General features: G+C 62.7%; 15 protein-coding genes. 7 read left to right on the top strand and 8 right to left on the bottom strand.

From position 1 onward, the window contains the following. Positions 1–3 precede the first annotated feature (3 nt). From P3T24_RS05835 to P3T24_RS05820, 4 genes are read left to right on the top strand one after another with little or no spacing between them, the layout of a single operon-like run. Positions 4–744, top strand: coding sequence for a methyl-accepting chemotaxis protein (locus P3T24_RS05835; RefSeq protein ID WP_429433088.1), 741 nt, complete (start codon positions 4–6; stop codon positions 742–744). Further along, a complete protein-coding gene (locus tag P3T24_RS05830; RefSeq protein WP_429433086.1) occupies positions 741–1,280 on the top strand; it encodes a hypothetical protein in 540 nt (179 codons plus the stop codon). Before P3T24_RS05835 ends, P3T24_RS05830 begins: the two co-directional genes overlap by 4 nt. A 17-nt stretch (positions 1,281–1,297) precedes the next feature. Beyond that, the gene (locus tag P3T24_RS05825; protein WP_429433084.1) at positions 1,298–2,254 is read left to right on the top strand and encodes a chemotaxis protein CheX; all 957 of its coding nucleotides are present in this window, start codon (positions 1,298–1,300) and stop codon (positions 2,252–2,254) included. Positions 2,255–2,289: 35 nt separating this feature from the next. Further along, positions 2,290–2,655, top strand: a complete 366-nt coding sequence (locus tag P3T24_RS05820) for a response regulator (RefSeq protein WP_074268318.1) — start codon at positions 2,290–2,292, stop codon at positions 2,653–2,655. 120 nt (positions 2,656–2,775) lie between these two features. Here the strand turns inward: P3T24_RS05820 and P3T24_RS05815 are convergent, their stop codons facing one another. The 4 genes from P3T24_RS05815 to P3T24_RS05800 form a co-directional block, all read right to left on the bottom strand. Further along, entirely contained in the window at positions 2,776–3,759 is a 984-nt protein-coding gene (locus P3T24_RS05815) for an OmpA family protein (protein ID WP_074269415.1), read from the bottom strand. A 31-nt stretch (positions 3,760–3,790) separates the two neighbouring features. Beyond that, positions 3,791–4,783 (bottom strand): type VI secretion system-associated protein TagF, encoded by a 993-nt coding sequence (tagF, locus tag P3T24_RS05810; protein WP_074268319.1) that lies wholly within the window; start codon positions 4,781–4,783, stop codon positions 3,791–3,793. Beyond that, positions 4,780–8,715, bottom strand: coding sequence for a type VI secretion system membrane subunit TssM (gene tssM, locus P3T24_RS05805; protein ID WP_429433082.1), 3,936 nt, complete (start codon positions 8,713–8,715; stop codon positions 4,780–4,782). The genes tagF and tssM overlap by 4 nt, the downstream gene beginning before the upstream one ends. Before the next feature lie 230 nt (positions 8,716–8,945). Continuing rightward, positions 8,946–9,788, bottom strand: coding sequence for a M15 family metallopeptidase (locus P3T24_RS05800; RefSeq protein ID WP_074268321.1), 843 nt, complete (start codon positions 9,786–9,788; stop codon positions 8,946–8,948). A 126-nt stretch (positions 9,789–9,914) separates the two neighbouring features. Between P3T24_RS05800 and P3T24_RS05795 the strand changes: the two genes are divergently transcribed. Next, positions 9,915–10,886, top strand: coding sequence for a hypothetical protein (locus P3T24_RS05795; RefSeq protein WP_429433080.1), 972 nt, complete (start codon positions 9,915–9,917; stop codon positions 10,884–10,886). Between the two features lie 107 nt (positions 10,887–10,993). Here the strand turns inward: P3T24_RS05795 and P3T24_RS05790 are convergent, their stop codons facing one another. Together P3T24_RS05790 and P3T24_RS05785 are read right to left on the bottom strand one after the other, a co-directional pair. Continuing rightward, positions 10,994–11,947, bottom strand: a complete 954-nt coding sequence (locus tag P3T24_RS05790; RefSeq protein ID WP_429433078.1) for a LysR family transcriptional regulator — start codon at positions 11,945–11,947, stop codon at positions 10,994–10,996. 240 nt (positions 11,948–12,187) lie between these two features. Then, positions 12,188–13,240, bottom strand: coding sequence for an NAD(P)-dependent alcohol dehydrogenase (locus tag P3T24_RS05785; protein ID WP_429433076.1), 1,053 nt, complete (start codon positions 13,238–13,240; stop codon positions 12,188–12,190). Positions 13,241–13,570: 330 nt separating this feature from the next. Between P3T24_RS05785 and P3T24_RS05780 the strand changes: the two genes are divergently transcribed. After that, entirely contained in the window at positions 13,571–14,539 is a 969-nt protein-coding gene (locus tag P3T24_RS05780; RefSeq protein ID WP_429433075.1) for an AraC family transcriptional regulator, read from the top strand. 20 nt (positions 14,540–14,559) lie between these two features. Here P3T24_RS05780 and P3T24_RS05775 read toward each other — a convergent pair whose 3' ends face one another. Together P3T24_RS05775 and P3T24_RS05770 are read right to left on the bottom strand one after the other, a co-directional pair. Further along, complete coding sequence (locus tag P3T24_RS05775) at positions 14,560–14,952, bottom strand: VOC family protein (protein WP_429433073.1); 393 nt, start codon at positions 14,950–14,952, stop codon at positions 14,560–14,562. 69 nt (positions 14,953–15,021) lie between these two features. Continuing rightward, the gene (locus tag P3T24_RS05770) at positions 15,022–15,207 is read right to left on the bottom strand and encodes a DUF3563 family protein (RefSeq protein ID WP_429433071.1); all 186 of its coding nucleotides are present in this window, start codon (positions 15,205–15,207) and stop codon (positions 15,022–15,024) included. A gap of 274 nt (positions 15,208–15,481) precedes the next feature. On the opposite strand from P3T24_RS05770, the gene P3T24_RS05765 reads away from it, so the two are divergent. After that, on the top strand, positions 15,482–16,492 hold the full coding sequence (locus P3T24_RS05765; RefSeq protein WP_429433069.1) for an alpha/beta hydrolase: 1,011 nt from the start codon (positions 15,482–15,484) through the stop codon (positions 16,490–16,492). The last annotated feature ends 15 nt before the right edge of the window (positions 16,493–16,507 follow it).

Raw genomic sequence — 16,507 nt, 5'->3', positions numbered from 1 at the left:
GCAGTGGTCGAACGATATGGAATCCTGATTGCCGGATTGGCGCTCGGCCTGCTGGCTGCGCTCGCGGTAGCGGTTGCATGGCGCGAGCGGCGCCACGGTGCGCAGGCGCTCGCGCAACTGCGCGCTGAAGCCGAGGCGCACCACACGGCCTCACTCGCACAAGCCGACGCCCGGCATCAGGAGCGGGCCGAACAGGAAAAGCGCGAGTACGAGTCGCTCGTTGCGGGGCTGCGCGATGACCTCGTCCAGCGGTCGGCGAGCGAGGACGATGCACGCGCGGCGCGCGCCGCCGTGCTCCAGTTCAAGGAGGAATGGGGGCGGCAGGCCGCATCTATCGCAGGCGAAGCGATTCGGCTCAGGGAACTCGCCGTGACGTTCGAGCGCTGGCACGAGCAGATGATCTCGCTGATGGAGCAGAATCAGGAGATGCACAGCAAGAATCAGGAGCTGTCGTCGATCGTCGCGCACGTGCTGATCGTCTCGCTGAACGCGTCGATCGAGGCGGCGCGTGCAGGCGCTGCCGGACGCGGCTTCTCGGTCGTCGCGAGCGAGGTGCGCACGCTCGCGTCGCGCTCGCAGGATCTGTCGAAGAGCTATCGGGACAGCCTGCATCGCAACGACCTGATCACGACCGCGACGTTCCAGGACATTCAGGCAGGCGGCAAGATGATCGTCGCTTCGCTCGGCAGCGTCGCGGCGCTCGCGAACCAGCTTCAAACCCAGCTCGAGCAGGCGGCGACGTGATTACCGAGCAAGCGAAAGACAGCATCGAGCGGATCTTCCGCCAGGCCGCCCGTCTGCGCCTGACGGTCGGCGCAGGCGACGCGTGCGACATCGTGCACGGGACGCCGCATGACGACGCGGTGGACGGCGAGCTCATCGTGCTGACGATTTCATCGATTTCTTTCAGGCTCCTGCTGGTCCTGCATTTCGACAACGACGACGCGACGCGCGACTACTACCTCGGCAGTGGCGAGGCGACGCTCGAGGAAAGGTTGCTGGAAATCTGCAACCTGTGCTGTGGCGCAATGAACCAGCAACTCGTCGGCTATTTTCCGGATCTCGGGATGTCGACGCCGTACGTGCTGAGCGGTCACTGCGTGTCGTATCTGGATCAGTTGAAGCCTGATTTCCTGGTGTCGTATCGCGTGACGGTCAACGGCGCCGTGCAACTCGGCGCGACGGTGTGCGTGTGCGCCGACGCGCCGCTCGACTTCGTCGCGACCGTCGCCGAGGTCACGGAACTCGCCGAGAGCGTCGGCGAGCTCGAACTTTTTTGATGTGTGAGGAAGGCAGCATGGACATGAACAAGCCGGTCAGCAAGGTACTCGTGCTCGACGACTGCCCGGCGCATACAGAGGCGATCAAGCGCTTCTGCGACGAGAACAACCTGGTTGGTTTGACGGTAAGGACGCATCGCCTGTCGGCGGTGCTGCGCTCGAACATCGATCTTGGCGCGATCCTGCTCGCGGAGAACTACGGTGGATCGCCTGCTGAGTGCGCGGCAATCGCGACGCGCATCGATGCGCTGCGCCCGGAGTTGCCGATCATCCTGCGCCGCGACGAGCACGCGACGCTCGACGATCTGCCGCACGCGTTACGCGAAGTCGTGTGCGCCGCGTACGTCGCGAGCGATATGGCGCCGCTGCGCCTCGCGATCGACGAGTACCTGTTCGTTCTGGACTATCCGAACGCGCTCGTGCGCGGCATTACCGAGATCACCGAGTTCAAACTGGCGAACCTGTTCCGCGATCTGAAAGTGACATGGGACACCCCGTGCCTCGTGCGCGACCAGATCATCTACGGCGAGGTGTTCAGCCTGATCGCGCTCGAGAGCGACTGGTGCCGCGGCTACATGATGGTCCAGACCGACGAGCAGCCGCTGCTCGAACTGCTCGGCCGCAATCAGACGAGCGACAGTGTCCCGGATTTTCGCGACCTCAACAGCGTGCTGGGGGAACTGACGAACCTGATCTGGGGCGCGTTCAAGGACCGTTATCTCGGCAACGCGCAGGCCGCGCGCAGCCAGGTCCAGGTGCCGCTCATCATCAATCACAAACAGCGCTACATCTCGTTCGGCACGACCAACCCGCAACTGTGCTTCAAGTACCACGTGGTTGACGAGGCGTCGGGCCGCTCTGTCGTGTTCGATCAGCGTTTCATTTTCAACCTGAGCTGGTCGCCGGAAGATTTCGAGGAGGGCGCCGACGATGTCGACGCGCTCGTTGCGGCTGGCGAGCTGGATCTATTTTGACAAATTGTCTGTCAACGATTTAAGAGGGAAACATCATGGCAAAAATTCTGGTGGTGGACGATTCGAGCACCGTGCGCGACGAAGTGGCGGGCTTCCTGAGAAAGAATGGTCTCGACGTGGACACGGCTGTCGACGGTAAGGACGGCCTTGCGAAGCTGCGCACGAGCCCGGGAACCCGGCTTGTGATCAGCGACGTGAACATGCCGAACATGGACGGCCTGACGATGGTCGAGAAGATCCGCGGCGAACTCGCGAATCAGACCGTCAACGTGATCATGCTGACGACGGAAAGCAGCCCGGCGATGAAGGAGCGTGGCAAGGCAGCGGGCGTGAAGGGTTGGATCGTCAAGCCGTTCAAGGGCGAAGTGGTTCTCGAGACGTTCCGTAAGCTCGCGGGCTGAGCGGCCGGTCGAGTTTCTTTATCGCCAGTGCGTCAGGCGCCCGCTCACGGAGCGGGCTGAAATACTACGACTGTCTGGACGAGGCGGGGTCAGTGGGGGATAGCGGGGCGTGCCACGGCATTACGCACCGCCGCCGCCCAACCCTGCCCGGAACTCGATGCGCCGGTTTCTCGCCCGTCCATCGTTCGTATCATTGGACGCAATCGGCTGATCCGGTCCAACGCCGGTGGTGGACAGCTGCTGCGGCGCGATTCCCTTCGACACGAGATACCCCTTGACCGCGTCTGCGCGTGCCTGGCTCAAGGCGATATTCGACGTCCGGTTCCCCGCGTTATCCGTGTGCCCAATGATATCCACGGTGTTATTGGTCATCTTCGCCAGCACCGCGGCCATCTGATCGAGAATGGCCTTGCCTTGCGGCGTGAGCGTCGCGCTGCCGGTTTCGAACTCGATGGTCCGGTTAGCCAGCGTCTGGTCGAGCAGCCCTTGCTGCGAAGCGCTCACGCGCAGGCCGTTCTTGATGGTGTAAGTCGGGTTCAGCGAATTCGCCATATCGCTCGCCAGCTGCTGACGTTGCGATTCGTTGCTCACTTCGCCCTTCACATCCACCTGCGTGCCGTCGATCTTCAACTGGCCCTTGCTGATCTGTTTCAACTGCGGCCCGATCAGCTTTTGCACATTGGCGGTCCAGTTGGGCGGCGTAGCGACATCGCCCACTTCGATCTGATCGACCACGTTGGCCGCGCCGTAGGTGTCGCGCAGGCGCTGCAACACGGCCGCCTTGGTGGCTTCGTCCGGCACCTTGCCGCCCACCACGACCTGACCCGGCGTGGCGTTGGCAGGCGCGGGCATCTGACGGACCGCACCGGTACCTGCACCCGTACTCGTCCCGCCTGCGCCAGGTGCCGCGCCGCCGGCCGAGGACTGCGCCGGCAGGACTGTCGTACGGATCTGGGTGCCGCTGTTATCGACCGGTGTCACGCTCGCCGGCCCCGAGCTATCGGCAAAGGCCCCCGCGCTGCTGAACATTCCGCCGAGCAGCGCTGCCAGTACAGCAGCAACGGGAACCGCGCGCGCGTGGCTCAAGAAGCGCGCCGGCGACATCGTCGAACGATCGGTTTTGGCAGGCATCGTCTTACTCCCCGGCGAAGGCTTCACGGAACGTGTCGATGCTGACGCGCAGCGACAGTTGCGGTTGGTCGAGGTAACTGACGAGCTTGCTGATCCCATGGTCGTTTTGTGCGTGATCGTCGATCCACTCGGGGTCGTCGATATCGATGTTATGTGCGGCGTAAGCCTGCGGGTCGACCACGCTATGCAGCGTCTTCGCCGAGGCGCCGTTAAAGCCGATCACGAGCCGCTCGCGCTGCGCCAGCGTGCCGATGAAAATCGCCAGTTCGAAATCGGCGCGCGAGACAAACGGCGCGATCAGTTCGAGCCAGAACGCGGCCACGAGGCTGCGATAGAACGGATCGTTCGGCAGCGGCAGCGTCAGTCCACGTTCGAGATGCGACGAGCCGCTGTTCATCACTGGCCGCAGCAGCGAGCCGAGCGCCAGCATCGCGCCGCGCAGCCGCACCGGATGGCCGCTTGCCAGCAGCATCTGTTCGAGGCCGGCGAGGGTCTGGTGCTCGACGAAATCGTTGAAGGTGCCGTCGTGCGGATTGTCCGGGCCACCGCCCACCTCGATCGGCACCTGCGTCTCGCCCAGCGCCTGCAATGCGCCGGCAGGCTCGCTCGGGCTCAATAGCGGCCGCATCTGCGCTGCCACCCGCGACCACAGCCGCGCAAACGCGAGCGGGCTGCGGGCCAGGAACGTCAGCGGCTTTTCGACTTCGAGCGCGGTTGCGGCAAGAAACGGAAAGCGACGCGACGACTGGTCGTGGCTCGCCATCATGTGCCCGGCAATCGCCAGCTTGCTGCGCGAGCCGAGGAAGGCGAAGTGCAACGGCTTGGCGCCTTCGTAGACGATCTTCCAGCGCGGATCGTCGGTGAGCAGCTCCATCGCTTCGGCAATCCAGCGGTCCAGCGTTTGCAGCAATTGTGGGTTATGCGCGCTCTTGACGAAGTCGCCGCGCGACGGAATCTTGCCGAAGTAGGCGATTTGCGCCTGTACGGTTTGCGTCATTGCGCACCCCCTGTATTCGAGTTCGCAGTCACAGCGGCATTCGGGTTCGCTTGCAGCGCGGCGGAGCCGTTCGCCGAGGCCGGCGCGGGCGAACTGCCGCCTCCTGCCGGGCCGGCGGCTCCGGACGCGCCGGTCTGCGTGGCGTTGACCGAATTCGCCGCCGCGCTCACATCCGCCACCGAGGACGGCAGATGCAGGCCGCGCAGGCTTTGCTGCTGTGGCGCGTCGCCACTGCCGCTCGACGGCTGCGAGGTGCTGATGATGCGCATGCTCACCGCCACGGTCACGTTGCCCTGCGTCCACGACAGATCGAACGTGCCGTCCGGCTGGCGTTTGCGTTGCGCCGAGTTGATCAGCTTCTCCAGACCGTAGCGTCCCGGCTCGTTGACGAACTGGATCGTGCGGCCGTCGAAGGTGGTCGCGGACAGCGTCGCCCCCGGCGAGCCGGACGGATTCGGCCAGACGAAGTTGGTCCACTGGGGCGGCGTGTTGCGGTAGCGCAGCTGCTGGCCATCGATCGCCAACGTGTACTCCGTCGTGCCGGTGCTCGGCTGCGGCAGGATCTGGAACACGGTCTGCGGTCCGGCTGCACCACTGCCTTGAGCTGTGCCGCTGGCAGCGCCGCCGGAGAGCGGGGCGACCCAGCGCGCGAAGCCGCTCGTGAAGTCAGGCGTCAGCGCGAGACCCATGTCGCCCCATGTGCGGGCCGTGAGCGTGTCGCCGCGGCGCACCGCGAGCGGCCCAAGCGTCGTGCCGACAAACTTCGCGATCGAGCCATCGGGACCGAACACCTGGGCGATTTCATCCGCGCCGGCTTCCACCTTGGCGTCGCCTGCGAACGGATATTTGTTCGCGAGCGAGCTCTGGAACGGCTGATACACCTGCGCATTCCACACCTTGTTCACTTCGACGCTAGCCGGCTGGATCACCACCGCGAACGCCTGCATCAACGGACGCACCAGCAGCGGACGCAGCGACCTGCGTTGCGAATCGGTCAGGCCCGTCAGCATCTGCTCGTCGACATACTTCAGCGAATCGGCCAGCTCGGAGCCGTTGCCGTCGAGCGTCTGCTGCATCAACTGACGCGCACCCGGTCCCGGATCGCCCTGGTTCTTGATCACGTTAAAGCGGGTGCGAACCTTGGACAGCGTGTCCATATAGCCCTGCAGCATCGAACCGTTGTCCTGCTTGACCACGATCCGGCCGAGTGCCGCGAACTCCTGACCAATCGGCCCCATCGGCAATTCAACCGGGTTGCCGTTGATGTCGATGTTCGCGTTGATCTGGCCCACCGGCGACGACGTCCCACGGTTGAACAGCTGCTTGAACCAGCTCGTGACGCCGGTCTGCGCGCCCTTCACGCCGGCGCTGAAGAGCAACGGGTTGTCCCACGAAGTCTGGTCGTAAGCGGTGTCGAGTACCTTGCGGATCGGCGAGTCCTGCGGGTCGCCCAGGCGGTTCATTGCCTCCACGGCCTGGTTGAAGGTGCCGAAGTTCTGCACCGCGATGCCCTGCATGAACTTCTCCCAGTGCATTGCGTACTCGGTCTTGTACATCGCCACCAGCGCTTTCTGGATCTGCTCCGGACTGCCTTCGAGCGTCAGGTCGTCATGCGCCGAGGTATTGAGCACCCAGTCCTTCGCCTGCAGTTCCTTGGTCGCGGCGCCACGGATCGCCGGCTGCACGTACTGGAACCATGCATCGCGCGTGAACGTGCCGGGGATCGCATAGCTGCCGGCAATCAGGCTGGTGTTGTTGTCGCCCACAATGCGGGCGATCGTCATCGGCGCGAAGCGGGTCGAGGCGCGCGCCTTGATCTCTTCGTACACGCGCTGGCGGGCCGGCATGCCGCGCACCACACGGCGCAGGTTCTCGCGCGTCTGGTCGACGAGCGAAAGATTCTGGTCGATCATCGGCCAGTCGTCGTCCGACACGCGCGACAGGTAGAAGGTAATCATGCGTTCGGCGCTGCGAATCATCTCGTCGCGCGGCATGTTGCCCCGGTTGGTTTCGAGCCAGCCACGCCAGAAGCGCGCCACCTGATCGGTCAGGTGGGCCGTTTCGACGTGGCGCTTGTCGCCGAGCATCAGGTAGGTCTTGAGCGCGTTGTAGGCGTCTTCCACGTTGGTGGGGGAGGCGTCGCTATACAGGCCGCCCTGGCTCGTCGCCACCATGGCGGAGGCGTGCGACGACACGGGCACCGCACCGGAGTCCGGCGTGCGCGTCATCGGCGAGAGCTGCTCCGGATGCGTGTTGACGTCTTTCAGAAAGCCTTCGAGGTTCTGCGCCACCGGGTTCAGCATGATCTGCCGCACGCCGTTGTAGTACTCCGTCAACAGATGCTGCTCGAGACGGTCGCCCTGGTAGAGACCGAGCGAAACTTCCAGCGGCCGGTCGCGACGGAACTGTTCGAGCTGGTCGATGCGGTCCTCGAGAATATCCATGGCCTCGAGGCGCGATTGCAGGTCGTTGCGGTTCTGCTGCAGACGCACCACGTTGTCGAGGTCGGCCTGTACGTTCGAGGCGAGCTGCTGGTTGTTGACCGTCGACCATGTCCAGCCTCCCAGCGCCAGCGCGAGCACGGCAACGAAGGCGAAGAATGTCCCATAACGCATACGCGTCTTGGCGGGGCTGGCAAACTGCTTGACCGTTTGCCGGTCGGCAAAAATGACCTTGGAGAACAGGTCGCGCAGGAAAAAGCCGTTCTTCGAAAACGCGCTGCTCGGTTTGGGGATGCTGCCTGAATCGAGCCCGAAGCGGGTGGCAATGCGCTGTGCCGCTGCGCTGTTGGTTTCGCCTTCCTGCAGCGCGCTCGTGAAGTAGAAGCCGCGGAAAATCGGCTTGTACTGGAACGGATTGGTTTCGAACAGCGTGGCAAGGAACGAGCGCAACGCGGGCTTGATCGTGGAGAATTCGAGCGGAAAGCTCAGTTGCCCCGGCGAGAGTTTGTTGCCGCGGCTGATCGACATCTGCGCGACGCTGATCTCTTTCAGGCCGTCGTACAGCTCCTCGAAGCGCTCGTCGAACTGGGCCACGACATCGCGCTTCTCGTCCGGCTCGTAGGGCAGCGTTGCGCCCCACACACGGTCGTACTCCTGGCGCTCGCTGCCGCTGAAGAATTCGGTGAAGCCTGTGATCAGGTCGGTCTTCGTGAACATCACGTACACCGGCGCGAACACCTCGAGCTTCTCGGTCAGTTCCTGCACGCGCTGGCGCAGATTTTTTGCCAGGTTGATGGCGAATTCGGGGCGGCTGCTGGTCAGCTCGGCAATGCTTGCCGTCACGATGATGCCGTTGATCGGCGCCTTCGGACGATGGCGCTTGAGCAGGCTCAGAAAGCCCAGCCATTCCGTGCGGTCTTCCTCATGCACCGAATAGCGGCCTGCCGTGTCGAGCAGAATGCCTTCAGTGGTGAAGAACCAGTCGCAGTTCCGGGTGCCGCCAATCCCGTGGATGACGGCGTTGTTCTTGTCGGCGAACGGGAACTGCAGGCCCGAGTTCAGCACGGCGCTGCTTTTGCCGGCCGCCGGATTGCCGATCACGATGTACCACGGCAATTCGTACAGCGCCGCGCCGCCCGAGACCTGACCGATCTTCGAGGTCTTGATGGTTTTCACGGCATCCACGAGGCGCGTGCGCAGCGCGTCGAGTTCCGCCTGACGGGCGGGCGTCGCCGCCGGGCCGCCCTCGGTCTGTTTCTCCGCCTGCTGCTCGAGCATGTCGCCGAGCTTGCGGTTGGCGCGCCGCGCCGCGAGCCGGCGCCACAGCCACACCACGAACAGCAGCGCCAGCACTGCGCCCAGCGCGACGGCCGGCCACAACGGATCGATCTGGAAGGTGTCGGCGGCGATGAACAGCACGGCAGCGAGCGCGAGCAACCCGATGATCGAGAGCGTGCGAGAGTGGGTCAGCACTTTGAAGATGCGTTGCATAGGCCGGTCAGGTCTGGATGTTATGGGTAGCGTGCGGTAGGACGATCAGCGGAGCGCATGGGCGGGCGTCGGCTAGTGTGGTGGCGATGCGTGTTGCATGAGGGGCGGCGCGGCGCGGGTTTGCGACGTGCCTGACGCGGTAATCACCGTGCCACGTGGATCGGTCTTTTCGCCGAGAAGAATAAATGAACGCCCCATGCCCAACCCCATTATTTGCCGCTTGATGCCACTTAATGCCGCCCGAGTACGAAGCCGGGTTTGTGATATTCGACGTGCCCCAGATCCATCAATTTCCACCGGCCTCCCCATACCAGACCGCATTGTTCCGCGGTCTGTCCGTATAACTGATAGCCTCGCATGGCCCAGGGATCTTTTTCTGAAATGACAAGCTTGCCGTCACGTAAAAATGCATTGTCCGCGGCTAGCCCGTATTGGTGATAGCTCTGAAATGCGGCAGCATTGGTAACGTTTCCTCCCATTTGCGCCAGACGGTTTTGCCGCTCCGGGCTGCGATAGCCTTCCAGTAAAGCCATTTCATAACCGTATTGCTCGTGCATGATTTTGTAGACGAGCAATAAACGGGTTCTAAAGTCGGCATCGAGCAAATTCCAGTCGCGACTGGCATCCTGTAGTGCTGGGCGAACCTGCTCCACTTCCTGTGTTGCAAAAACCTCTGGCGGCAATGCTGGTGGCGGGACGAGCTGTTCGCCGTTAAGGAGCGCGGCAATTTTCTCGTCGGGAACGCGTACGGTGTCGTCATACTGAAATAATTGACGACCGCGCAGTGCGATCGCGACCAATGGCGGCGTCGCAAGAATACCTGCGGTCGTTAAAATCAGCAAGCGTCGCTTCACCAGTAAATTTTGCATATCGATTGCTGTCGATTGCGAAAATTTTGCCGAGCGAGTTAATTGGCCGCGTGCACGCGCAGCGCTATAAGATGCATTGCGCATAAATCGGCCTTGTAAATCACGCACAATGTTAAATATTGAAGATCGCACTGATGGCAATAGCAGCATGGCTGCGATCAGCACCGCGATGGCGAAATAAGCGACGAGAACGACGGCAATCAATGGAATCCCCGGAAATTTGGAAACAATTGTATTTTGTAATGCTTGCTCTTAGAATCAGGCCTGCTCGAAGTCGAGCCGAAACGGTATTATCACGGCGAAATAAACCAGGATTCAATGAGACAGTGAATGAGTGCGCCGGACAGCTCGAATTCCAAAGCCCCGCCTAGCCTGCTTGCCGACACGGCAAAAGGCTCGCAAGCCAATGGTTCGCGGATTCTCGCGAACCTCGAAGGCCGCGTCGAACCGCCCACAGACAAGCCTCGCCGTTCCAAAGCGCCTGCCGTGCTGGTGGCGTTGCTGGTGATCGCCGCGGGCGGCTGGGGCGCGTGGCACGTGCAGCAGCGTGGCCATGGCGAACATCCACAGGTAGCCGCATCGCCAGCGCCTGCGGCTACCCAGACGGCTGCGGCGCCTGCCGGCGCCAGCATCGCCAGCACGGCCAGTGGCGCGCAGGTGAGCGCGAAGGCTGTGCCTGCGGAGGCGGCCTCTGCCTCGCAAGCGGCGACCATCGTCGCCGATGACAGCGATAGCAAGGATTCCAAACTTTCTGCGGATGCGGCAGCTTCAGCCGCCAGCGGCGTGGACGATAGCAACCGTCTGTCACGGGCGCTTGCGAATGGTGCGGAAGCGAGCGAAACCTCGGCTCCGCCCGCGGAAGCCGCCAAGGGCGCGAAGCCGGCTGCGACAGCGGCAAGTCACGCGGCGCCGCATCACGAACGCGAAACGGTCGCAGCGCACGCAAAGCACGAACACGACGTGGCGAGCAATCATCACGCGAGTGCGGTTGCGGTGGCGCAGGAGAAAAAAGACAAGCAGCATCCCGCCCATAACACCACGGTAGCGAAGGACGATCCGGATGCCGATCTGCTGGCGGCACTCGTTGCGCGCACCAAACCGGCGGCCACGAAACCCGGCGTGAATGGCGCGACGACCAAGGTCAGCGCATCGACCGGCGACCCGCAGCTTGCGGAGCGTGTGAAGGAGTGCGGCACACGCGGCTTCTTCGAAGACCAGTTGTGCCGCTGGCGCGTCTGCGACGGCCACTGGGGCAAGGATCCTGCCTGCCCAGGAGCGGCGCCGGCGAAGCCGCAGCAGTAGAACCTCGCAGCGAGACTTCGCTGTAAAACCTGATACATAGAACATGGCCCCAAGGCTCGACGAGAGCCTTGGGGCCATGTGCATTTTTCAGGGATGCACCCAGGTCCTCAAGCCGGATGCAATCCGCGCAACAGCTGCCGTACCCGCGACATGTCCTGATCGACGTGCTCAGCCTGCTCGAAGAGCACGGCCAGCCAGTCGACAAAGGCCCGTACACGCGGTGAGACGCGCCGGCTCTTCACATAAGCCACTGATACCGACATCGGCACCGGCTTCCATTGCGGTAGAACCTCGCGCAAGCGCCCTGAATCGAGGTATGGCTGCGCCGCGATGCGGGCCGGCTGGATCAGCCCGAGCCCTTGCAGGCCACAGGCAAGATAGGCCTGTTCGTCGTTAACCTTGACGAAGCCATCCACCTTCACGTTCAGCGCGCTATCGCCAACCTCGAAGTCGAAGTTCACTGCGCGGCCGTTATGACCCATGCAGTTGACGGCGACGTGATGCGCGAGATCGTCGAGATCGGTGGGTACGCCGTAGCGCTCGAGGTAGTCGGGGCTCGCGCAGGTCACGTGTTCGAGCGTGCCCAGGCGTCGCGCCACCAACCCGGAATCGGGCAACTCGCCGAGCTGGATGCTGCAATCCACCGCTTCGCCGACCAGATCGACTGTGCGATTGCTGACGCCAATCGCGAGATCGATGTTCGGATAGCGCTCGTGAAAATCGTCGAGTGCGGGCAGGACCAGCGCAGTGGCCAGCGCGCCTGGCATTTCGACACGCAGACGGCCGCTCAGCTGATCGGTCGAATGACGCAGGCTCGCTTCCATTTCGTCGATGTCGGCGAGGATCTGCATGCAACGTTCGTAGTACGCAGCACCTTCGGGGGTCAGGCTGAGCCGCCGCGTAGTGCGCACCAGCAGTGCGGTGCCGAGCAGCGCTTCGAGATTCTGAACCAGCGTTGTTGCCGTGGCGCGCGGCATATCCAGCGATTCCGCGGCACGCGTGAAACTATTGGTATCGACGATACGGATAAAAGTGCGCATCGCCTGAATACGGTCAATCACGGGCAATCTCCTGTTCAAACAGTAAACAAACAGCAAACACGCGGGACAATCCGGACTAAGGACGTACAGCCAACGTGCCTCGTCCGTGGGGGAGGCGCGTCGGCAGACAATGCGAGGCGGGAGCAGGGCAGGCCGCCGCGGGTGGCGCGGCCTGTGCGTGACGCGCGACGGGTGTTGAACCCGCCTGCGTGACGACCTGTGGAACTACCGGGGTAAAACGTGAAACAGGACGACCGGCAGTTACTTCCGGAGCGAATCGAGATCGATCACAAAGCGATACTTCACATCGCTCTTCAACATCCGCTCATACGCATCGTTAATCTGTTGCATCGGAATCACTTCGATGTCCGATGTAATGCCGTGCTCTCCGCAGAAATCGAGCATTTCCTGGGTTTCAGCAATCCCGCCAATCAGCGAACCCGCCAGACGCCGGCGCTTCATGATCAGGTTGAACACCTGCGGCGACGGGTGATCGTGTTCCGGCGCGCCGACCAGAGCCATCGTGCCGTCGCGGCGCAGCAGGTTCAGGAACGGGTTCAGGTCATGCTGGGCTGCCACGGTGTTGACGATGAGATCGAAGCTGTTCACATGCGCTTCCATCTCTTCCGGGTTTTTCGAAATCACCACTTCGTCTGCACCAAGACGTTTCGCGTCTTCGACCTTCGACTGCGAGGTCGTGAACAGCACCACGTGAGCACCCATCGCATGCGCGAGCTTGACGCCCATGTGGCCGAGTCCGCCGAGGCCGACAATGCCGACCTTCTTGCCGGGACCCGCGCCCCATGTGCGCAGCGGCGAGTAGAGGGTGATACCTGCGCACAACAGCGGCGCCGTGCCGGCCGGATCGAGATTTTTCGGCACGCTCAGCACGAAGTCTTCGTCCACGACCAGTTGGGTTGAATAGCCGCCCAGCGTGATGTCGCCGGTGATGCGGTCCGCACCGTTGTACGTACCGACCCAGCCGTTTTCGCAATACTGTTCGAGTCCTTCCTCGCAACTCGGGCAGGTACGGCACGAGTCGACGAGGCAGCCTACGCCGACGAGGTCACCGACCTTGTGACGCGTGACGTCGGGACCGACAGCGGTCACCCGGCCGACGATCTCGTGACCCGGCACGACCGGATAAATCGAGTTCTTCCACTCGTTGCGGGCCTGATGCAGATCCGAATGGCACACGCCGCAAAACAGGACTTCCATCTGCACGTCATGGTCGCGCAATTCCCTGCGCTGAAATTCGAATGGGGCGAGCTTCGATTGCGCGTCGCTCGCAGCATAGGCGTAAGTCGTGGTCATGAGTGCTCCTGCAAATGGATGGGGTTGCACAAGGCGCCGGCGGTAGCGACACGCGGTCGCTGAAGCGGCTGAACCTCGAATTGAACCGGATCACATCGGCTTCCACAGGGGCCAGCGGGTTGCCGCAGGTCGTCGCGGCTGGCTGGTTATCTGCGAGTGCAGCGTGGGCAAATGGGTGATCCGGCAGGGTTCCCATCGTAGGCGGCGGGAAGCACCTGGGGAATACCTGAATATCTCGAAGGTTTGCCTAATTCTCTGGAGCGCGAGCGCTATAGGCCGTTTGATGCTAAATTTCAAGCCTTATTCTCTGCTGAATCAATAGGCACTGTCATGCAAACGACTCAAACGCCCCGCGCAGCCATTAGTCCGGCCCAGCAGCGCATGGTCGAGCTCTTCGATGTTCTGGCGCCGTCTGTCGGCTTCACGCCTTCATGCCTGGACGGCGTGAAGTTCATGCGCGCGAACCGGCCGATGCCGCGCATGCCGGTACTCTACGAGCCGAGCATCGTGATCGTCTGCCAGGGGCGCAAACGCGGCTATCTGGGTGAGAAGACGTATTTATACGACGCGCAGCAATATCTGGTGCTGTCCGTGCCGCTGCCGTTCGAGTGCGAGACGGAGGCGAGTCCGGAGGAGCCGTTCCTCGGCATCTCGGTGCGGGTGGACCTGACGATGGTAGCGGAGTTGTTGATGGCCTTGAACGAAACCCACGGCACGGCGCACACCGAACCGCGCGGCATCTATTCGACACCTCTGGATCCGGTCATGAGCAATGCGGTGCAGCGTCTGCTCGAAGCGCTCGCTTCACCGCTCGACGCGCGAATTCTGGCGCCTGCCATCATGCGCGAGATTTGCTACCGCGTGCTGACTGGCGAGCAGGGTGACGCGATCCGCGCGGCGCTCACGCATCAGCATCACTTCGGGCGCATCGCCAAGGCGTTGCGGCGCATTCATGCGGATTATCAGGGCGAACTCGACGTCGATACGCTGGCGCGTGAAGCAGGCATGAGCCTCGCGGTATTTCACGCGCAGTTCAAGGGCGTGACGGCGACCTCGCCGATGCAGTATGTCAAGACCACGCGGCTGCATCACGCACGCCTCCTGATGGTGCAGGACGGTTTGAACGCGGGCGCGGCGGCGGCGCGGGTCGGCTATGAAAGCGCTTCGCAGTTCAGCCGCGAGTTCAAGCGGTTGTTCGGCCTGAGTCCCGTGGATGAAGTGAAGCGTATGCGGGGAGTGATGGAATCGCCGCCACCACGCACGATGCCGACGCCGGAAAGGTATGTGACGGCGGTCTGAGCGCAGCGGGGCGGCGCGTCTTATTCCGGTTCGTGGCGGCATACACAAAGCTTGTTGCCGTCCGGATCGCGAAAGTAGGCGCCGTAATAGTGCTCGTGATACTGCGGCCGCAAGCCGGGCGGCCCTTCGCACGAACCGCCGTGGGCGAGGGCAATGGCATGCGCGCGGTCGACATTGGTGCGCGCCGGCGCCAGTAGCGCGAGCATCTGACCATTGCCGGGGCTGGCCGGATTGCCGTCATAGGGACGGCTGATCACGAATAGCGGCCGGGGCTGGTCTGCCCGCATCCAGCCGGCCCAGCCGCGTTGTTCGTCGCGGAATTTGAGCTTGAGGCCCAGCGAGTCCAGCAACGGGGCGTAGAAACCAAAGGCGCGTTCGAAGTCGGTAATGCCGACGAATACGTGAGACAACATCCCGTTCGCTCCTCTGTCGAAGACATGTGATTGGCCTGCGTGGCGTGGCACGCCACGGCAGGTATTGAATCACGCTTTCCACTCTTGCGGTGTGCTGGACGAATACAGCGTGAACGGATGATGGCTCGTTTCGACGACGTGCATGCGGTGTTCGAGATCGACGAAATCGGCTGATGACGCCAGATACGTGTCGCGTTGTTGCTCTTCGGTGCGGACAAACAACGCGCTGAGTCGCTTTGCAAGGTTGGCAAACATAATGGGCTCCAGTCTTTAACGTGAGTGCGACGTTTCGGATTCCGATCCAGTTCATCGCCGGGGTTGCGGCGCGCGGTCCGGATTCGTCTGGAATCACAGCACCGCTTGTCGATAGACCCGATCGTAGACGCGAAGAATGAGCCGAAAATGAGCGGCAGCAGGGCCCAAATGAGAGGCCGAGGGTGCGACCCGTGTCGCAGGCAGGTTCGTAATTCGTGGCTCAGTTTGTCTCGCCACAATGCCGTCACACGAATCCACTGCCGATGGAGTCATCATGAATGTTCCGGATTACCAACCGATCACGTCCTCGCAACGCGTCCAGAGCGAAGCCAATCCTCGCCGCGCCGAGAGCTGGCAGGCCGCCTGGGTGCGCCGCGCGATTCCCCTCGTAATGGCGTTGCGCTTCGGTTCCAGTCAACGCCCCGCACCTGACGTCCATGCCCTCCGGCAGCGTGCACATCGATACACGTGGCCAGCCCGTTTCGCGGCGAGGCTGCTTTACCCGAGGACGCGTCGGCATCCCGACTTTCATCTGGAGGGCGAGTGGATCAGACCGGAGACGGCCGCCGCGGCTCATACAGAGACTGTCGTGCTGTTTCTGCATGGCGGTGCGTATTATTTCGGCTCGCCTGCGACGCATCGAGCCGTCACCCGCGAGCTGGCGCATGCATCTGGCTCAGCCGTATTTGCGCTGGACTACAGTCTCGCGCCTGAACATCCATTTCCTGCTGCGCTGGAAGATACCCTGCATGCGTATCGCACGCTGCTCGCGCGCGGCATTTCGCCGGGTTCGATCGTGTTTGCCGGCGATTCGGCCGGAGGCGGGCTAGCGTTGGCTGCGCTGGTAGCGTTGCGCGACGCGGGTGAACCGTTGCCCGCCGGTGCAGTACTGCTGTCGCCGTGGGCCGATCTGACGACGATCTGGCGTGCGAAGCACAACGTGTTGTCGATGAATCGTACCGCCATGGAAATGGCCGCAAAGATGTATCTGCAGAACGCAAGACTGTTCGAGACCCTGGCGTCGCCCGCGCGCGCAAAACTGCATGGGTTGCCGCCGGTCCACATTCAGACCAGCGATTCCGAGGGTTTGAACGCGGACGCACACGAACTCGCCGCCAAACTGCAACGCGAAGGCACGTGGGTGGAGTTCGCAGAATGGCATGCGATGCCGCACGCGTGGCATTGCTTTTCGCCGTTCGTGCCCGAAGCGCGAGCCGCTCTGGCACAGGCAGCCGTGTTTATGCGCGGCTGTTGGGTAAAATCCGTCCACGATACGAGCACCTAACCTGCCCACCGGACG

Origin of the sequence: Paraburkholderia sp. GAS33 (genome assembly GCF_050436645.1) — a bacterium.
GTDB classification, from domain to species: Bacteria; Pseudomonadota; Gammaproteobacteria; order Burkholderiales; family Burkholderiaceae; genus Paraburkholderia; species Paraburkholderia phenazinium_B.
Note: the sequence above shows the minus strand (reverse complement) of the source record. Positions and strands in the feature narration are given on the sequence as shown.

Bases quoted from the DNA above. Each gene is read 5' to 3' on its own strand.
- P3T24_RS05765 (WP_429433069.1), top strand. From the start codon at position 15,482: ATGAATGTTCCGGATTACCAACCGATCACGTCCTCGCAACGCGTCCAG.
- P3T24_RS05825 (WP_429433084.1), top strand. From the start codon at position 1,298: ATGGACATGAACAAGCCGGTCAGCAAGGTACTCGTGCTCGACGACTGC.
- P3T24_RS05780 (WP_429433075.1), top strand. From the start codon at position 13,571: ATGCAAACGACTCAAACGCCCCGCGCAGCCATTAGTCCGGCCCAGCAG.
- tagF (WP_074268319.1), bottom strand. From the start codon at position 4,783: ATGACGCAAACCGTACAGGCGCAAATCGCCTACTTCGGCAAGATTCCG.
- P3T24_RS05770 (WP_429433071.1), bottom strand. From the start codon at position 15,207: ATGTTTGCCAACCTTGCAAAGCGACTCAGCGCGTTGTTTGTCCGCACC.
- P3T24_RS05785 (WP_429433076.1), bottom strand. From the start codon at position 13,240: ATGACCACGACTTACGCCTATGCTGCGAGCGACGCGCAATCGAAGCTC.
- P3T24_RS05775 (WP_429433073.1), bottom strand. From the start codon at position 14,952: ATGTTGTCTCACGTATTCGTCGGCATTACCGACTTCGAACGCGCCTTT.
- P3T24_RS05795 (WP_429433080.1), top strand. From the start codon at position 9,915: ATGAGTGCGCCGGACAGCTCGAATTCCAAAGCCCCGCCTAGCCTGCTT.
- tssM (WP_429433082.1), bottom strand. From the start codon at position 8,715: ATGCAACGCATCTTCAAAGTGCTGACCCACTCTCGCACGCTCTCGATC.
- P3T24_RS05815 (WP_074269415.1), bottom strand. From the start codon at position 3,759: ATGTCGCCGGCGCGCTTCTTGAGCCACGCGCGCGCGGTTCCCGTTGCT.
- P3T24_RS05820 (WP_074268318.1), top strand. From the start codon at position 2,290: ATGGCAAAAATTCTGGTGGTGGACGATTCGAGCACCGTGCGCGACGAA.